General features: G+C 70.6%; 14 protein-coding genes. 7 read left to right on the forward strand and 7 right to left on the reverse strand.

Annotated features, from left to right (window positions below; all coding sequences use genetic code 11):
* Positions 1 to 47: 47 nt before the first annotated feature.
* Both AncyloWKF20_RS19545 and AncyloWKF20_RS19550 read left to right on the forward strand, forming a co-directional pair.
* Entirely contained in the window at positions 48 to 1,343 is a 1,296-nt protein-coding gene (locus tag AncyloWKF20_RS19545) for a PA0069 family radical SAM protein (RefSeq protein ID WP_279315612.1), read from the forward strand.
* A complete protein-coding gene (locus AncyloWKF20_RS19550; RefSeq protein WP_347710384.1) occupies positions 1,340 to 1,858 on the forward strand; it encodes a VOC family protein in 519 nt (172 codons plus the stop codon). The genes AncyloWKF20_RS19545 and AncyloWKF20_RS19550 overlap by 4 nt, the downstream gene beginning before the upstream one ends.
* Before the next feature lie 115 nt (positions 1,859 to 1,973).
* On the opposite strand, the gene AncyloWKF20_RS19555 is transcribed toward AncyloWKF20_RS19550, so the two are convergent.
* Together AncyloWKF20_RS19555 and AncyloWKF20_RS19560 are read right to left on the reverse strand one after the other, a co-directional pair.
* Positions 1,974 to 2,657: a DsbA family protein gene (locus AncyloWKF20_RS19555; protein WP_279315613.1), complete on the reverse strand. Its 684-nt coding sequence runs from the start codon at positions 2,655 to 2,657 to the stop codon at positions 1,974 to 1,976.
* 103 nt (positions 2,658 to 2,760) lie between these two features.
* On the reverse strand, positions 2,761 to 3,288 hold the full coding sequence (locus AncyloWKF20_RS19560) for a DciA family protein (protein WP_279315614.1): 528 nt from the start codon (positions 3,286 to 3,288) through the stop codon (positions 2,761 to 2,763).
* A 115-nt stretch (positions 3,289 to 3,403) separates the two neighbouring features.
* Here AncyloWKF20_RS19560 and mutY point away from each other — a divergent pair, with 115 nt between their 5' ends.
* Positions 3,404 to 4,504, forward strand: a complete 1,101-nt coding sequence (gene mutY, locus AncyloWKF20_RS19565; RefSeq protein ID WP_279315615.1) for an A/G-specific adenine glycosylase — start codon at positions 3,404 to 3,406, stop codon at positions 4,502 to 4,504.
* 101 nt (positions 4,505 to 4,605) lie between these two features.
* Entirely contained in the window at positions 4,606 to 4,794 is a 189-nt protein-coding gene (locus AncyloWKF20_RS19570) for a CsbD family protein (RefSeq protein WP_279315616.1), read from the forward strand.
* A 57-nt stretch (positions 4,795 to 4,851) separates the two neighbouring features.
* Here the strand turns inward: AncyloWKF20_RS19570 and AncyloWKF20_RS19575 are convergent, their stop codons facing one another.
* Positions 4,852 to 5,457, reverse strand: coding sequence for a glutathione S-transferase family protein (locus AncyloWKF20_RS19575; protein ID WP_279318037.1), 606 nt, complete (start codon positions 5,455 to 5,457; stop codon positions 4,852 to 4,854).
* Between the two features lie 5 nt (positions 5,458 to 5,462).
* Positions 5,463 to 6,650, reverse strand: a complete 1,188-nt coding sequence (locus tag AncyloWKF20_RS19580; protein ID WP_279315617.1) for a site-specific DNA-methyltransferase — start codon at positions 6,648 to 6,650, stop codon at positions 5,463 to 5,465.
* A gap of 144 nt (positions 6,651 to 6,794) precedes the next feature.
* On the opposite strand from AncyloWKF20_RS19580, the gene AncyloWKF20_RS19585 reads away from it, so the two are divergent.
* A complete protein-coding gene (locus AncyloWKF20_RS19585; protein ID WP_279315618.1) occupies positions 6,795 to 7,877 on the forward strand; it encodes an FUSC family protein in 1,083 nt (360 codons plus the stop codon).
* A 9-nt stretch (positions 7,878 to 7,886) separates the two neighbouring features.
* Here AncyloWKF20_RS19585 and AncyloWKF20_RS19590 read toward each other — a convergent pair whose 3' ends face one another.
* From AncyloWKF20_RS19590 to AncyloWKF20_RS19600, 3 genes are all read right to left on the reverse strand, one after another.
* On the reverse strand, positions 7,887 to 8,531 hold the full coding sequence (locus AncyloWKF20_RS19590) for an isoprenylcysteine carboxylmethyltransferase family protein (protein ID WP_279315619.1): 645 nt from the start codon (positions 8,529 to 8,531) through the stop codon (positions 7,887 to 7,889).
* A 77-nt stretch (positions 8,532 to 8,608) separates the two neighbouring features.
* Positions 8,609 to 9,607 (reverse strand): DMT family transporter, encoded by a 999-nt coding sequence (locus AncyloWKF20_RS19595; protein WP_279315620.1) that lies wholly within the window; start codon positions 9,605 to 9,607, stop codon positions 8,609 to 8,611.
* Between the two features lie 118 nt (positions 9,608 to 9,725).
* The gene (locus AncyloWKF20_RS19600) at positions 9,726 to 10,277 is read right to left on the reverse strand and encodes an Lrp/AsnC family transcriptional regulator (protein ID WP_279315621.1); all 552 of its coding nucleotides are present in this window, start codon (positions 10,275 to 10,277) and stop codon (positions 9,726 to 9,728) included.
* Between the two features lie 335 nt (positions 10,278 to 10,612).
* Between AncyloWKF20_RS19600 and AncyloWKF20_RS19605 the strand changes: the two genes are divergently transcribed.
* The gene (locus tag AncyloWKF20_RS19605) at positions 10,613 to 14,065 is read left to right on the forward strand and encodes an AAA family ATPase (protein ID WP_279315622.1); all 3,453 of its coding nucleotides are present in this window, start codon (positions 10,613 to 10,615) and stop codon (positions 14,063 to 14,065) included.
* Between the two features lie 286 nt (positions 14,066 to 14,351).
* The gene (locus tag AncyloWKF20_RS19610) at positions 14,352 to 14,729 is read left to right on the forward strand and encodes an AtpZ/AtpI family protein (RefSeq protein WP_279315623.1); all 378 of its coding nucleotides are present in this window, start codon (positions 14,352 to 14,354) and stop codon (positions 14,727 to 14,729) included.
* The last annotated feature ends 22 nt before the right edge of the window (positions 14,730 to 14,751 follow it).

The raw sequence follows: 14,751 nt of genomic DNA on the forward strand, positions 1-14,751 counted from the left end.
CGACATATGTTCTTGATATGTTCTCATGGGGGGACTAAAAATCACTCATGGAACAGCGCACCTCCTCCCCCTCTCCGGACCGTCCGGTGGCCGTTACCGCCGGCGCGCCGCCCGCCCGCAAGCCCCGCGCCACGCCGCGTCGTCTCGGGCGGCTGGTGGAGGAGCGCGAGGCCGCTGAGCGGGCCGCCCGCGAGGCGGCAGGGCGCGACCTCACGGGCCTTTCCGAGATCGATATCGTGCCCCCCGTGCCGCCGCAGGCCCGCTTTGTCGAGGGCGAGCGCCGGCGCGGGCGCGGCGCGCTCTCCAACGCCGCCGGCCGCTTCGAGCCGACGGCGCGCGAGGCCTTCGACGATGGCTGGCAGAGCCTCGATGATTTGCCGGCCTTCCGCACCAGCGTGACGGTGGAGAAGCCGCGCACCATCATCACCCGCAACGATTCGCCCGATGTCGGCTTTGATCGCTCGATCAACCCTTATCGCGGCTGCGAGCATGGCTGCGTCTACTGCTTTGCCCGGCCGACCCATGCCTATCAGGGCCTGTCCGCCGGGCTGGATTTCGAGACCAAGCTGTTCGCCAAGCCGGACGCGCCCGAGCTGCTGGCCAAGGAACTGGCGAAGCCCGGCTATGAGCCGCGTACCATCGCGCTCGGCATCAACACCGATGGCTACCAGCCGATCGAGAAGGAATGGCGCCTCACCCGCCGCATCCTCGAAGTGCTCCGCGATTTCGGCCATCCGGTCGGCATTGTCACGAAATCCGCGCTGGTGCTGCGCGATCTGGATATTCTCGCGCCCATGGCGGAACGCGGGCTGGTCAAGGTCGCGCTGTCCATCACCACGCTCGACCACAAGCTCGCCCGCATCATGGAACCGCGCGCCGCGACGCCGCAGCGGCGCCTCGAGGCGGTGCGCCGGCTCAGCGAGGCGGGAGTGCCGACCGCTGTTCTGGTCGCGCCGGTCATTCCCGCCGTGACCGATGCCGAGATGGAGCGCATCCTCGACGCCGCGGTGGCGGCGGGGGCGCAGGAGGCTGGCTATGTCATGCTGCGCGTGCCGCTCGAGATCCGCGACCTGTTCAAGGAATGGCTGCTCGCCCATTTCCCGGATCGCTACCGCCATGTGCTGTCGCTGCTCAAGGAGCTGCATGGCGGCAAGGAGTATGATTCCGCCTTCGGCCAGCGCATGACCGGCAGCGGGCCCTATGCCTGGACGCTTGCCCGCCGCTTCGAGATCGCCAGCGAGCGGCTCGGCCTCAACCGGCGCCATCTGCGGCTGACCACGCGCCATTTCCACCGCCCGCCGCAGAAGGGCGAGCAATTGTCGCTGTTTGGAGAAAGCGCATGATCGGCGCGGCGATGCAGGGGCTGAAGGTCGCGGCGCTCAAGGCGACCGAGGGGGCCACGGTGGGGGCGGGCATGGCGCGTGCCGTGCCGCCGCTGGCACTCTCGCTGGTGACGCTCGGCGTCGCCGAACTCGCCCGCGCCATCGCCTTCTACGAGGCGCTGGGCCTTGAGCGGCGGGTCCGGCAGGCCGAGGGCGTCGCCTTCTTCGCCTGCGGCACGGTGATGCTCTCGCTCTACCCGCGCCACGAGCTCGCCACCGATGCCGGCATGCTCGCCGGGCGCGCCGGCCAGTTCGGCGGCGTGGTGCTGGCCTGCAACCGGGCGAGCCGCGCCGAGGTGGACACGACGCTGATCCGCGCGGTGGCCGCCGGCGGGCGCGCGCTGCGCCCCGCGCAGGCGACCTTCTGGGGCGGCTATGCCGGCTATGTCGCCGACCCCGACGGCCACCCCTGGGAGATCGCCCACAATCCCGGCTTCGCCCTCGGCTCCGACGGACGGCTTACCTTGCCGGAGTAGGGCGGGCCGCGATGCAAAAAGCCCGGCGCTGAGGCCGGGCTTTTCAAAGAGCGGGGTGCCGGGCGGCGTGCCTTGTCCTGCCGGATGAGGCGCCGGGCTCAGCTCGGCGTCCGCGTCACTGCGCCAGCAGCGGGGCGAGTTCCTTGTCGAGCTGTTCCGGGCTCATCGCGCCGGAAACCTTCTTGCCGTTGATGAAGAAGGTCGGCGTCGAATCGATGCCGAAATCCTTCGCCCCGCGCTCGGCGATCTTGTTGATGTTGTCGGCCAGCGCCTGGTCGGAGAGGCAGGCGTTGAACTGCTGCTCGGTCATGCCGCTCTGCTTGGCGATGGCGAGCAGTGCCTGCGCCGGGTTGTTGGTGAAGGCCCAGCTCTTCTGGGTCTCGAACAGCGTGTCGGTCATCGGGTAGTACTTCCCGTCGCCGGCGCAGCGCGCGAGCATGAAGGCGGCCTTGGCGACGATGTCGAGCGGGAATTCGCGCAGGATGAACTTCACCTTGCCGGTGTCGATGTATTTCTCCTTGAGCACCGGATAGGTGGTCTCGTGGAAATGCGCGCAGTGGCCGCAGGTCATCGAGGCGTATTCGACGATGGTCACCGGCGCGTCGGCCTTGCCGAGCACATTGTCGGGCAGGGCGCCCGGCGCCATCAGCTGCGCGGTGTCGACCGTCTGCGCCTCGGCGCGACCGATGAAGGAGAAGCGCTCGGCGCCGAGGCTTTCCGGGCTCGCCAGCGCCACCAGCGCGGCGGTGGTGAGGGCGGCGGCACCCAGCCCTTCGAGGAGGCGGCGGCGATCAATCATGGAGGGTCTCCGAAGGGAAGGCCGGCCCTCTCGGCCGGCGTTGAGCTCTAGCGCCTACAGGCAGCGCGCGATCATGGCAACGGTACGGCAGGCGGGCGCCTTGTCACCGCTGCGTGAAGATTGGCCGCACCCCCGGCGCCGGGGACGTGGGCGGCGCCGCGCGCCGGCGGGCGACCAGCGCGCCGAGCCGGGCGAGGGCCTCGGCCAGCGCGGGATCCTCAAACGTGCCGAGCTTTCCCGCCACCGCCGCGCATTCGGCGGCGCCGGGCTCGACGAAGCGCGGGCGCACGGGGCGGCGCACCGGCACTGGCCCCTGGCGCAGCGCCAGCCGGCCGATGCAGCGCCAGCCGAAATAGCGGTTCACCCGCTCGATCACGACGGGCGCATCGTGCTGCAATTCGATGGCATAGCCGCCCTCGACCCGGATGTGCAGCACGCCCGGCTCGGGGCTGTCCTGCCGGCTCGGCCAGGCGAGCTTGATCGGCACGGCGCGGGCGGCGAGCGCCTCCCCGACGATGTCGGCCCAGCGCGTGACGATTTCCACCGAGGCGAGGCCGCGCTGCCGGCAGCTCTCGGCGATGGTCGCGTCGATCAGGTCGGCAAGCGGTTGAGGTGCGCGGCGCGGGGGCATGAGGGCGATCGGTCAGTGAGGGCGGCGGGACATCAATTCAAGGGACGGCGGTCCGGCGGGGCTTGCCGGGCGTATCGGCACGGCCCACCTTGGCGCCGCCGGAACCCAACATCGCATGCCCGCCCGTCCCGATAAAGCCACCCGCCGCCGCACCGCCGCCCCCTTCGTCGAGCCAGCCCCCGCGGCGCGGCCCGATCCCGCCTTGCTGCTCGCCTGGTATGACCGGCACCGGCGCACGCTGCCCTGGCGCGCCGCCCCGGGCCTGCGGCAGGATCCCTACCGGGTGTTTCTCTCCGAGATCATGCTGCAGCAGACCACGGTGGTGACGGTGCGGCCCTATTACGAGGCCTTCCTCGTCCGCTGGCCGACGGTGGCGGATCTTGCCGCCGCGCCGCTCGAGGAGGTGCTCTCCGCCTGGGCGGGGCTCGGCTATTACGCCCGCGCCCGCAATCTGCACGCCTGCGCCCGCGCAGTGGCCGAGCACTATAATGGGCGCTTCCCGGACACGGAGGCGGCGCTGCTCGAACTGCCGGGCATCGGCCCCTATACGGCAGCCGCTATCGCCTCCATCGCCTATGAGCGCCCGGCCGCGCCGGTGGATGGCAATTGGGAGCGCGTCATCGCCCGCCTCTTCGCGGTGGAGGCGCCGCTGCCCAAGGCGAAGCCCCGCCTGCGCGCGCTCGGCCTGACGCTGCTGCCCGAGGCCCGCTTCGGCGATTTCGCGCAGGCGATGATGGATCTCGGCGCCACCATCTGCACCCCGCGCAAGCCCGCCTGCGCGCTCTGCCCATGGCGCGAGCCCTGCGCGGCGCGGGCGGAAGGCGAGCCGGAGCGCTACCCGCTGAAGCTGGCCAAGGCCGCGCGCCCCACCCGGCAGGGCGTCGCCTTCCTTGCCGTGCGGGCGGATGGCGCGGTGCTCACGCGCTCGCGCCCGCCGCAAGGACTGCTCGGCGGCATGAGCGAGGTGCCCTCGACGCCGTGGGAGGCGGAGAGCCCGGCCAACCCGTCCACCGACGCGCCGCTGCGGGCGGACTGGCGGGTGCTGAACGCGCCCGTGACCCACGTCTTCAGCCATTTCGCGCTGGAATTGACAGTCTGGCGGGCCGATCTGCCGGCCGGCACGCCGGCGCCTGCCGGCCATCGTTGGGTGGCGCCGGCGGGGTTCGACGCGGAGGCGTTTCCGAGCGTGATGCGCAAGGTGCTCGACCGGCTCTGAGCCCGGCCCGCCAATGACATACCTGTGATCAGCGCAACCCGCGCCCGTCCGCCGCGTTATCCCGACGACCGCAACATGCGGAAGAAACAGGAGAACGCATCATGGGTAGCACCGCTGACAAGGCGAAGGGCATGGCCAATGAGGCCATCGGCAACGTGAAGCAGGGCGTCGGCAAGGCCACGGGCAATGATCGCCTGCGCGTCGAAGGCGCGGCCCAGGAGCTCAAGGGCGAGGGCCAGCAGGCCAAGGGCGAGATCAAGGATGCGGTGAAGAAGGCCGGCAATCTCTGAGCCGCGACGCATCCTGGAAACGACGAGGCCGCCCCACCGGGCGGCCTTTTTGTTGGTTCAGTCCATCAGCCCGATATGGCCGGGCAGGGCGGCGATGCGGGCGAGCCAGGCCTGCACGCCGTGGAAGCCGGCGAGGTCATAGCCGCCTTCCTCCGCCGTGTGCGTGTAGGCATAGAGCGCGATATCGGCGACGCTGAAGGCGTTGCCCGCCAGCCAGTCGGCGCCGGCGAGCCGCGTTTCCATTACGCCCAGCGCGCGGTTGCCGGCCTCCAGAAGCTGCGCCAGCCGCTCGGGTGTCGCCAGATGCGCCCGCTCCTCATAGGTCAGCAGCGCCCGCCGCACGGCCAGCGCCGGCTCATGGCTGTACTGCTCGAAGAACATCCACTCATAAACCTTACCGCGCCCGTAGCGGTCCGCCGGCACGAGCGGGCTGCCCTCGGCGAGGTAGAGCAGGATGGCGTTTGATTCGGCGAGAAAGCGGCCATCCTCCAGTTCCACCGTCGGCAGCTTGCCGATGGGGTTCTTGGCGAGGAAATCCGGGTGGCGGGCCGAGCCGTCGCGCGCGGACATGGTGACGCGCTTCAGCGCCACGCCCAGATGCGCGGCGGCGAGCCGGACCTTGTAGCTGTTGCCGGAATCCGGCACGTCATAGAGCGTGATCACCCCGCTCACTCCGCCGCCATCGCCATTTCCGAGCGCACGGCGGCGCGCAGCGAATCGATCGGGCGCAGCCCTTCGCGGGTCTCGATGTGCCAGTAGGTCCAGCCATTGCAGGCTTCCAGCCCCTGCGCGATGGCGCCGGCGCGGTGGATCGAGCCGACCTGGCCGAGGCCGGGCGCGGTCTCCAGCGACAGCATGCCGTCGGCGCGCACCAGCGCCCGCACCCGGTGCTTGGCGTCGGTGAGGAAGGTGCCGGGCGCCAGCATGCCGCGCTCGATCAGCGCATTGAAGGCGATGCGCGGCGCCTCGCGGGCGGAGGGTGCCGGGGCGAGCGCGGCCTCGGGCAGCGGCTCCACCGCGTCGATGCGCACCTGCGCGGCATCCGCATAGGTCGCATCGCGCTCAATGCCGATGAAGCGGCGGCCGAGGCGCTTGGCCACCGCCGCCGTGGTGCCCGAGCCGAGGAACGGGTCGAGGATCACGTCGCCGGGCTTTGACGCGGCGAGCATCACCCGCGCGAGCAGCGCCTCGGGCTTCTGCGTCGGGTGCACCTTGTGGCCGGTCTCGTCCTTCAGCCGCTCATGGCCCGAGCAGATCGGGAACAGCCAGTCGGAGCGCATCTGCACATCCTCATTGGCCGCCTTCAGCGCCTCGTAATTGAAGGTGTAGCCCTTGCCGCCGGGGTCGCGCGCGGCCCAGATCAGCGTCTCATGCGCGTTGGTGAAGCGCCGGCCGCGGAAGTTCGGCATCGGGTTGGTCTTGCGCCAGACGATGTCGTTGAGGATCCAGAAGTCGAGATCCTGCAGCATCGCCCCGACGCGGAAGATGTTGTGATAGGAGCCGATCACCCAGAGCGTGCCGGTGGGCTTGAGCACGCGGCGCGCCGCCAAGAGCCAGGCGCGGGTGAAGGCGTCATAGGCGGCGAAGCTCTCGAACTTGTCCCAGTCGTCATCCACCGCATCGACCCGGCTCTCGTCCGGGCGCTTCAGCTCGCCGCCGAGCTGGAGATTGTAGGGCGGGTCGGCGAAGATCATGTCGACCGAGCGCGGCGGCAGCTTTGCCAGCTCCGCGACACAGTCGCCGCGCAGGATGGTGTCGAGGGGCAAACCGCCGGCGTTGGCGCCACCCGCCGGGGCGGAATGGACGAGACTGACGCGGGATGCCCGGCGGGCCTCCCCATTTCGAACCACCTTCATGGACGGCTACCCGACGCTCGATGACGCAACAGAACTGATTTCCACAATCTCCGCTGGTCAGGGTAAAGACGGGGTAAAGCGCCACCTGAACTTTCTCCCTGTCCCGTCCATAAAGCGTCAACCACGCTCGCCGGAGTCCGCCGCTTGGCCGAAACCGCGCTTCCCGCCGCCCCATCCCCCGCTACCCCCCTCGCGCCCCCGGTGCTCCCTCCGCCCGGCCGCTGGCATGGTGATGGGCTGATCTCCCGCTCGGTGCGCTTCGCCCTGACCGTGATGGCGCCGGTGGCGCTCGGCCTGCTGATCGGCCTCAATGTCTGGCTGATCTACGCCATGGTCACCTGCATCCTCGCCTTCACTCTGGATACGGGCGGGCCGGCCCGCGAGCGGCTGGTGTGGATGGCGATCGCCGGCGCGGTGGTGCTGGCGGGGAGCGGGCTCGGCACGCTGGTGGCCGGCCATATGGCACTCACCGTGATCGCCTTCGCGGCCGTGGGGGTGATCTATGCGCTGGTGGAGAGCCTGCACCAGAGCGCCGCCTTCGCCGCGCGCTTTGCCTGCCTGACGCTGGCCATCGGCGCGCTTTACGCCCCGCTTCAGCTCGTCGATGTCGGCGCGGTCGTCGCCTTCGCGCTCTATGCGTGGGTCGTCTCGCTCGCCTGGGACGTGGTCGTCGGCGTCTGGCGCCCTTCCGCCGCGCCGACGCTGCGCCACTTGATGGTGCGGTTGCGGGCGACCGAGCGGCGGCGCTGGATTTTTGCCGCGGCGGTGGCGATCGCCGTGCCCGGCGCCTTCCTCACCAGCCTCGCCCTCGGGCTGCACCGGCCCTATTGGGCGCTGATCGCGGTGGTTCTGGTGCTGCGGGCGGACGCGATGGCGAGCCGACGGCTGATGGCGCAGATGCTGGCCGGCACCGCGCTCGGCGTCCTCGCGGCGCTCGGCTTTGGCTGGGCCTTCCCGTCCCACACCGCCGCGCTGCTCGGCATGGTGGTGGCGGCGCTGGTGCGCTGGCCGGCGCATCAGTATCACGGCGCGCTGGGCAATGCCGCGCTCACCGTCTTCATCATGCTGCTCCTGGAATTCGTCGCTGGCGGCGTCACCGGCGCGGCGCATGACATCATCGAGCGGCTGATCGACATGGGGATCGGCTGCGTCTTCGCCCTGCTCGCGCTGGGCCTCGACCGGCTGGCGCTGCGGGCCCTCAAGCCTCGCGCCCGCCGGCCCGTCTGACGGTGGCCGTCAGGGCACCAGCCAGAGCACCGGCAGCCAGCCCTGAGCCTGCGCCATCTCGATGCCCTCGGCGAGCGGGATGGCGGCGAGGAACACGCAGGCATCGAGGAAGGTGCGCACCACCAGGTGCGTGTTGATTTCCAGCGTGCTGACATTCTGCCAGAGCCGGAAATTCGGGATGAAGCGCGGCACTCGCGCCTTGTAGGCGAGATAGGGCTCGCCGAATTTCGCGCTGAGGAAGCGCTCCTCCTTGCGCACCACGATGGAGAAGACCAGCACGGTCAGCAGCGTGGCGGCCAGCGCCGCCGTGAGATTGCCGAACTGCGCGCCGGCGCCGGCCGCGCCGATGAAGGAGAAGACATAAAGCGGGTTGCGGCAGATCGAGTAGGGGCCGACCGCCACCACCTCGCTCTTCTTGCGCCCGCCAATATAGAGCGAGCTCCAGGTGCGGCCGATGATGGCGACCAGCAGCAGCCCGAAGCCGATGGTCTCGATGATCTCGTGCAGGCCGTCCTCACTGGCGTCCGGCCAGAGCGAGTGGCTGAACAGCAGCACGCTGAACGACGCGGCCCCGAGACCGAACAGCACGAGCTTGCGTATGTGCTGGACGGCGCCGATGTCGAGAAGCGGCGCGGCCTTGGGTGTGTCACTCATCTGTCGCCAATCAGGTTTAGAGTCTTTCCAAACCTATCATGGCGCATGCCGGCTTTTTTCAGGCGGCAGGTGCGATTTTACGCCACGCGCGATGCCGGGTTGTAGAGCTGAGCCGGTAGCCGTCGGTCGCGCAGCGCCAGGCCCCCCAGCACCAGCGCGAAGCCCAGCGCGTGATAGAGGTGCAGCGCCTCGCCGAGCACCCCGACCGCCAGCCCCGCGCCGAACACCGGCATGAGCTGGAGGAACTGGCCCGCCCGCGTCGGGCCGAGCACGGCGACCCCCTTCGCCCACAGCACGAAACCGAGCGTCGGCAGGCTCGCCACATAGAGGATGAGCAGCCCGGCCGTCCCGGCTTCCCGCGCGTCGACGGCGAGCGGCGTGGTCGCCAGTTCCCAGGCGGCGACCGGGGCGAGGGCGATGAGGCCGAAGGGAATGCTCACGGTGAGCGCCGCCGCCGCCGACAGGCCGACGGGGAAGCGTTTCAGCAGCACCGCATAGAGCGCGAAGGCGCTGATGCCGAGGAACAGCACGAGATCGCCGCCGTGGAAATCCAGCCGCGCCAGCGTGCCAATATCCCCGCGCAGCACGATGAAGGCGACGCCGGCGCTGGAGACGGCCAGCGCCAGGCGCGAGCGGGCGCTGGTGCGCTCGCCGAGGATCAGCCAGCCGAACAGCCCGACCACGATGGGCGCGGCCGAGCCGATGATCGAGCCATTGACCAGGCTGGTATGGGCAAGGCCGGCATAGATCAGCACGGTGAAGACGGCGATGTTGAGCACCCCCGCCGCCAGCCAGAGCGGCCAGCGGCGCAGGATCTCCGCCCGCTGCCCGGCGATCTCGCGGAAGGTGAAGGGGGCGAGCAGGGCCAGCGCCAGCAGCCAGCGCGCGGCGGAAAAGGTCGCCGGCGGCAGGATGTCGGCGGCGAGGCGCCCGGCGAGGAAATTGCCCGACCACAGCAGCGCGGCGCCGGCCAGCGCCAATGTCGCGAGAGTGGTGGGGGAGGCGGAAAGCTGCCGGCGCACCGGGCGGGCGGTGCGGGACACCAGAGGCGTGAGCGTGTCTGCGACGAAGGCCATGACGCGTCTCCCGGGTGGTGAAGGACAATCAGCCGAACTAGGTCAGTGTAGTTGACCTAATGCGGCATGTCCTTGCGTTCTCGGGAGGCGGCGCAGCCTCGCGCGGCAGAATCTGCCGTCAGGGCCGCTTTTTTGCGCTCGCGCTTTCGCTGCTCGTTTTCTCGGCAGGGTTTTCCGGCGCGGCGGGGAGGGCGCGCAGATGGTCGAGCGGCAGTCGGGCGCGCTCCTTCACCCGCTTCAGCGCCAGCGAGGAGCGCACGCCGCGCACGCCGGGCAGGCCCATGAGGATGGCGTGGGCGAAATGGGCGAAGCCTTCCAGATCCTCGCAGACCACATGCAGCATGTAGTCGCTGTCGCCGGTCACGCTGTAGCAGGCGACGACCTGCGGCAGCGCCAGCACCGCCGCCTCGAAATCGCGCGCCGCCTCCTCGACCTGCCGTTCCAGATGCACATGGATGAAGGCCATCACCCCGAGCCCGAGCTTTGAGGCATCAAGCCGCGCCTCATAGCCGGCGATCAACCCTTCCTCCTCCAGCCGGCGGGTGCGCCTCAGGCACGGCGAGGGCGAGAGGCCGATGCGCTCGGAGAGTTCCTGATTGGTCAGGCGCCCATCCTCCTGCAATTCACGGAGAATGCGCAGATCGAACATATCCAGCGTCGGTACGCGCATGCTCTGCCTCCCGTTGCGTCATCAGCGGCAGGATCGGTCGCCAGAGGGGAGAATGGCGGCAGGGCATGGCGCGGCGCAACTCAACTTTGGTCAGGGAGGCTGACTTAATAACCTTTGATCTGCCGTCATCCCGGCCCCTCGGGTCTTGCCCTGGCAAGCCCAAGGGCAAGCTTCTCGAAGCCGCAGAGCCGGGATCGTCTGGCATCTTGGTCGCGATCCCGGATCGGCCTGCGGCCGTCCGGGATGACGGAAAAGCCTCCAAAAATCCCAACATCTCGTGGATCGCTTCTCCCGAAACACTTGAACTTGTGGGTGCCGCGCGGCACGCTGGAGGCATGAAATTCACCCGGCTGCGTGTCACCGGCTTCAAGACCTTCGTGGAGCCGACCGAGATGCTCATCGAGCCCGGCCTGACGGGCGTGGTGGGCCCGAATGGCTGTGGCAAGTCGAACCTCGTCGAGGCGCTACGCTGGGTGATGGGCGAAAGCTCCTACAAGGCGATGCGCGCCGAAGGCATGGATGACGTCATCTTTGGCGGCTCCACCACGCGGCCCGCGCGCAACTCCGCCGAGGTGGTGCTCACCGTCGATAATGGCGACCGCTCCGCCCCCGCCGTGTTCAACGACGCGGACCTGCTCGAGATCTCCCGCCGCATCGAGCGCGAATCCGGCTCGGCCTACCGCATCAATGGGCGCGAGGTGCGCGCGCGCGACGTGCAGATCCTGTTCGCCGACGCCTCTTCCGGCTCGCGCTCGCCCTCCATGGTGCGGCAGGGGCAGATCGGCGAGATCGTCGGCGCCAAGCCCGCCGCCCGCCGCCGCCTGCTGGAAGAAGCGGCGGGCGTCGCCGGGCTTCATGCCCGCCGGCACGAGGCGGAGACGCGCCTGCGCGCCGCCGAGACCAACCTCACCCGGCTCGACGACGTGATCGGCCAGATCACCGGTCAGCTCGACGCGCTGCGCCGCCAGTCGCGCCAGGCGAGCCGCTACCGCGTGGTCTCCGGCGACATCCGCAAGGCCGAGGCGACGCTGCTCTGGCTGCGCTGGCGGGAAGCCGTCGGCGCGTTGGAGGAGGCCGCCCGCACCCATGATCTCGCGGTGCGCGAGGTGGCGGAGGCCACCCGCCTGCAGGGCGAGGCCGCGCGCGCCGCTGCCGTCGCCGCCCATGAGCTCCCGCCGCTGCGCGAGGCCGATGCGGTGTCCGCCGCGACGCTCCAGCGCCTCACCCTCGCGCGCGGCGAACTGGAGCGCGAGGAAGCCCGCGCCGGCCAGCGCCGCGAGGAACTCGACCGGCGCCTTGCCCAGCTTGCCGGCGACATGGAGCGCGAGCGGTCCCTTGCCGCCGACGCGCAAGGGGTGCTCGCCCGCCTGACCGACGAGGCGGAGGAACTGGCGGCAGCGCAGGAAGCCGTTGCCATCGAGGATGAGGAAGCGGTCTATGCCCGCGAGGAGGCCGCCGCCGCGCTCGCCGCCTCCGAGCGTGCCTTCGCCGAAGCGACCGCCGCCCATGCCGAGCAGGCCGCCCGGCGCGGCGCGCTGGAGCGGGCGCGGCGCGAGGCCGGCGAGCGCCTCGCGCGCCTCACCCGCGACGTCGCCACGCTCACGGAGCAGCACCGCCAAGTCGAAAGCCTCGCCGGCGCCGAGCGGCTCGACGAGCTGCGCGAGCGCGCCGAGATGGCGCAGGAAGCCTTCACAGAGGCGGAGATCGCCGCGCAGGAGGCGGAGGTCGCCCATAGCGAGGCCCGCGCCGCGCTCGATCATGCCCGCCGCCCGCTGGCCGAGGCCGAGCGCGCCGCCCAGCGGCTCGACACCGAGGCCCGCACGCTGGCCAAGCTCCTCGATGTCGGCACGCCCCGCCGCTGGGCGCCGGTGCTCGATTCGATCCGCGCCGCGCGCGGCTATGAGGCGGCGCTGGGGGCGGCGCTCGGCGATGATCTCGATGCGCCGGCCGACCCGTCCTCGCCGGTCCATTGGGCGCTGGTGCCGTCGGACGGCGATGCCCCGCTGCCCGCGGGTGTCTCCCCGCTCGCCGCCCATGTCGAGGCGCCCGCCGTGCTCGCCCGCCGCCTCGCGCAGATTGGCGTGGTCGCGCGGGAGGAGGGCGCGGCGCTTGCCGCCGAGCTGCGGCCCGGCCAGCGCCTCGTCTCCCGCGAGGGCGACCTCTGGCGCTGGGACGGGCTGACCGCCGCCGCCGACGCGCCCACCGCCGCCGCCCGGCGCCTCGCCGAGCGCAACCGCCTCGCCGATATCGAGGCCGAGCTGATCGGCGCCCGCGCCGAGGTGGCGAGCCGCCGCAAGGCGCTGGAGGCGGTGGAAGCCGCCCTGCGCGCCGCCGGATCGCGCGAGAACGCCGCCCGCGAGGCCCGACGCCAGTCGCTCCGCGCCATGGAGACAACGCGCGAGGAACTCGCCCGCGCCGAGCGGCAGGCGTCCGAGCAGGCGGCCAGGCTTTCCGCGCTCGCCGCCAATCTGGAGCGGGCCGAGATCGAGCGCGAGGCGGCGCTGAGCGCGGGTGAGGAGATCGAGGCGCAGCTCACCGAGGTCGCCCCGCCAGTGGAGAGCGAGGCGGCGCTGGCCGAGGCCCGCGCCCGCGTGGCTCAGGATCGTGCCGTGCTGGCCGAGCTGCGCGCCCGCGCGGACGGCCTCGCCCGCGAGCGCGAGCAGCGCACCCGGCGCCTTGCCGCCATCGCCGAGGAGCAGCGCGGCTGGCGCGCCCGCGCCGAGGGCACCGGCGAGCGTGTCGCGGCGCTGGAAGCGCGCATCGAGGAAGTGGCCTTTGAGTGCGAGGATCTGGAGGAGGCGCCCGCGCGCTTCGCCGCCCGCCGCCGGGCGCTGCTGGACGAAATCGCCAAAGCCGAGGCCGCGCGGCGCGAATCGGGCGACCGCCTCGCCGCCGCCGAGAGCGCGCAGGCGGAGAGCGACCGGGCCGCGCGTGCCGCGCTCGATGCTCTCGCTGGTGCCCGCGAGGCCAGCGCCCGCGCCGAGGCGCGCATCGAGGCGACCCGCCAGCGCCGCGAGGATCTGGTGCGCGAGATCGCCGACATGCTGGACGGCCCGCCCGAGAGCGCCCGCGATATCGCCGGGCTCAACGGTGATTCGCCGCTGCCGGAGGCTTCGGGTGTCGAGGCCGATCTCGACCGGCTGAAGCGCGAGCGCGAGCGGCTGGGCGCAGTCAATCTGCGGGCCGAGGAGGAATTGTCGGAGGTGGAGAGCCGCCAGCAGGGCCTCGCCGCCGAGCGCGAGGACCTGACCGAGGCGATCAAGCGGCTGCGTCAGGGCATTTACAGCCTCAATCGCGAGGCCCGCGAGCGGCTTCAGGCCAGCTTCACCGTGGTCGACGGCCATTTCCGCCAGCTGTTCGGCACGCTGTTCGGCGGCGGCGAGGCGCAGCTGATTCTCACCGATTCGGACGATCCGCTGGAGGCCGGGCTCGACATCATCGCCAAGCCGCCCGGCAAGAAGCCGCAATCGCTCTCGCTGCTCTCCGGCGGCGAGCAGGCGCTGACCGCCATGGCGCTGATCTTCGCGGTGTTCCTCACCAATCCGGCGCCGATCTGCGTGCTGGATGAGGTGGATGCGCCGCTCGACGACGCCAATGTCGAGCGATTCTGCAACCTTCTGGACGAGATGCAGCGCCTCACCGAGACGCGCTTCCTCACCATCACCCACAACCCGATCACCATGAGCCGCATGAACCGGCTGTTCGGCGTCACCATGGCCGAGCGCGGCATCTCCAAGCTGGTCTCGGTCGATCTCGCCACCGCCGAGAGCTTCCGCGAGGCGAGCTGAGGCGGCGCCACGGGGCACGCCACGCCGCCGTGGACAGCGCGGGCGCTGCGGCGATTGCCGTATTGGGTTCCGCGCTCTGGTATGCCAAACACCACAAGACGGCTTCCCTTGGTGCGCCGCGGCATGGGATTGCCTGCGACAGAGCGTCCACCTTTCCGATTTTCGTTGTGTTTACAGACACTTAAAAGATGACTTCACATCCTTGACACCCCTAGGGCCGAACACTATGGTGCGCCCGGTTTCGGGGATGGGAAATCCTTCTCCGGCAAAGCCCGAGCGCAGATCAATGGACGACCGACGCAAAACGGACGGCCAGAAGAACTCGGGGGAGCCGGACCTCTCCGATGCCGAGCTCTCCGGCAGGCTGAGCGGACTTGGCAGCGCCATCGACAAGGTGCGCGCCGAACGCCGGGCTGAGGAGAAGGCGGCGACGCCCGATCGGACGTCGGCGACGGCGGGCATGACATTGGCCTTCCGCCTGGGGGCTGAGTTCGTGGCCGGTGTACTGGTCGGTGCCGGCCTCGGCTGGGGCGTCGACTATCTCTTCGGCACCGCGCCGTGGGGCATGATCGTGTTGCTGCTGTTCGGCTTCGGTGCCGGCATTTTCAACATGATGCGCGCCGCTGGCGAGACGGGCCGCAAAAAGCCGCCTCAAGGCGGTTGACGGGTTTCGGGCGATCGGCCAT

It is taken from the genome of Ancylobacter sp. WKF20 (assembly GCF_029760895.1).
Taxonomy (GTDB): Bacteria; Pseudomonadota; Alphaproteobacteria; order Rhizobiales; family Xanthobacteraceae; genus Ancylobacter.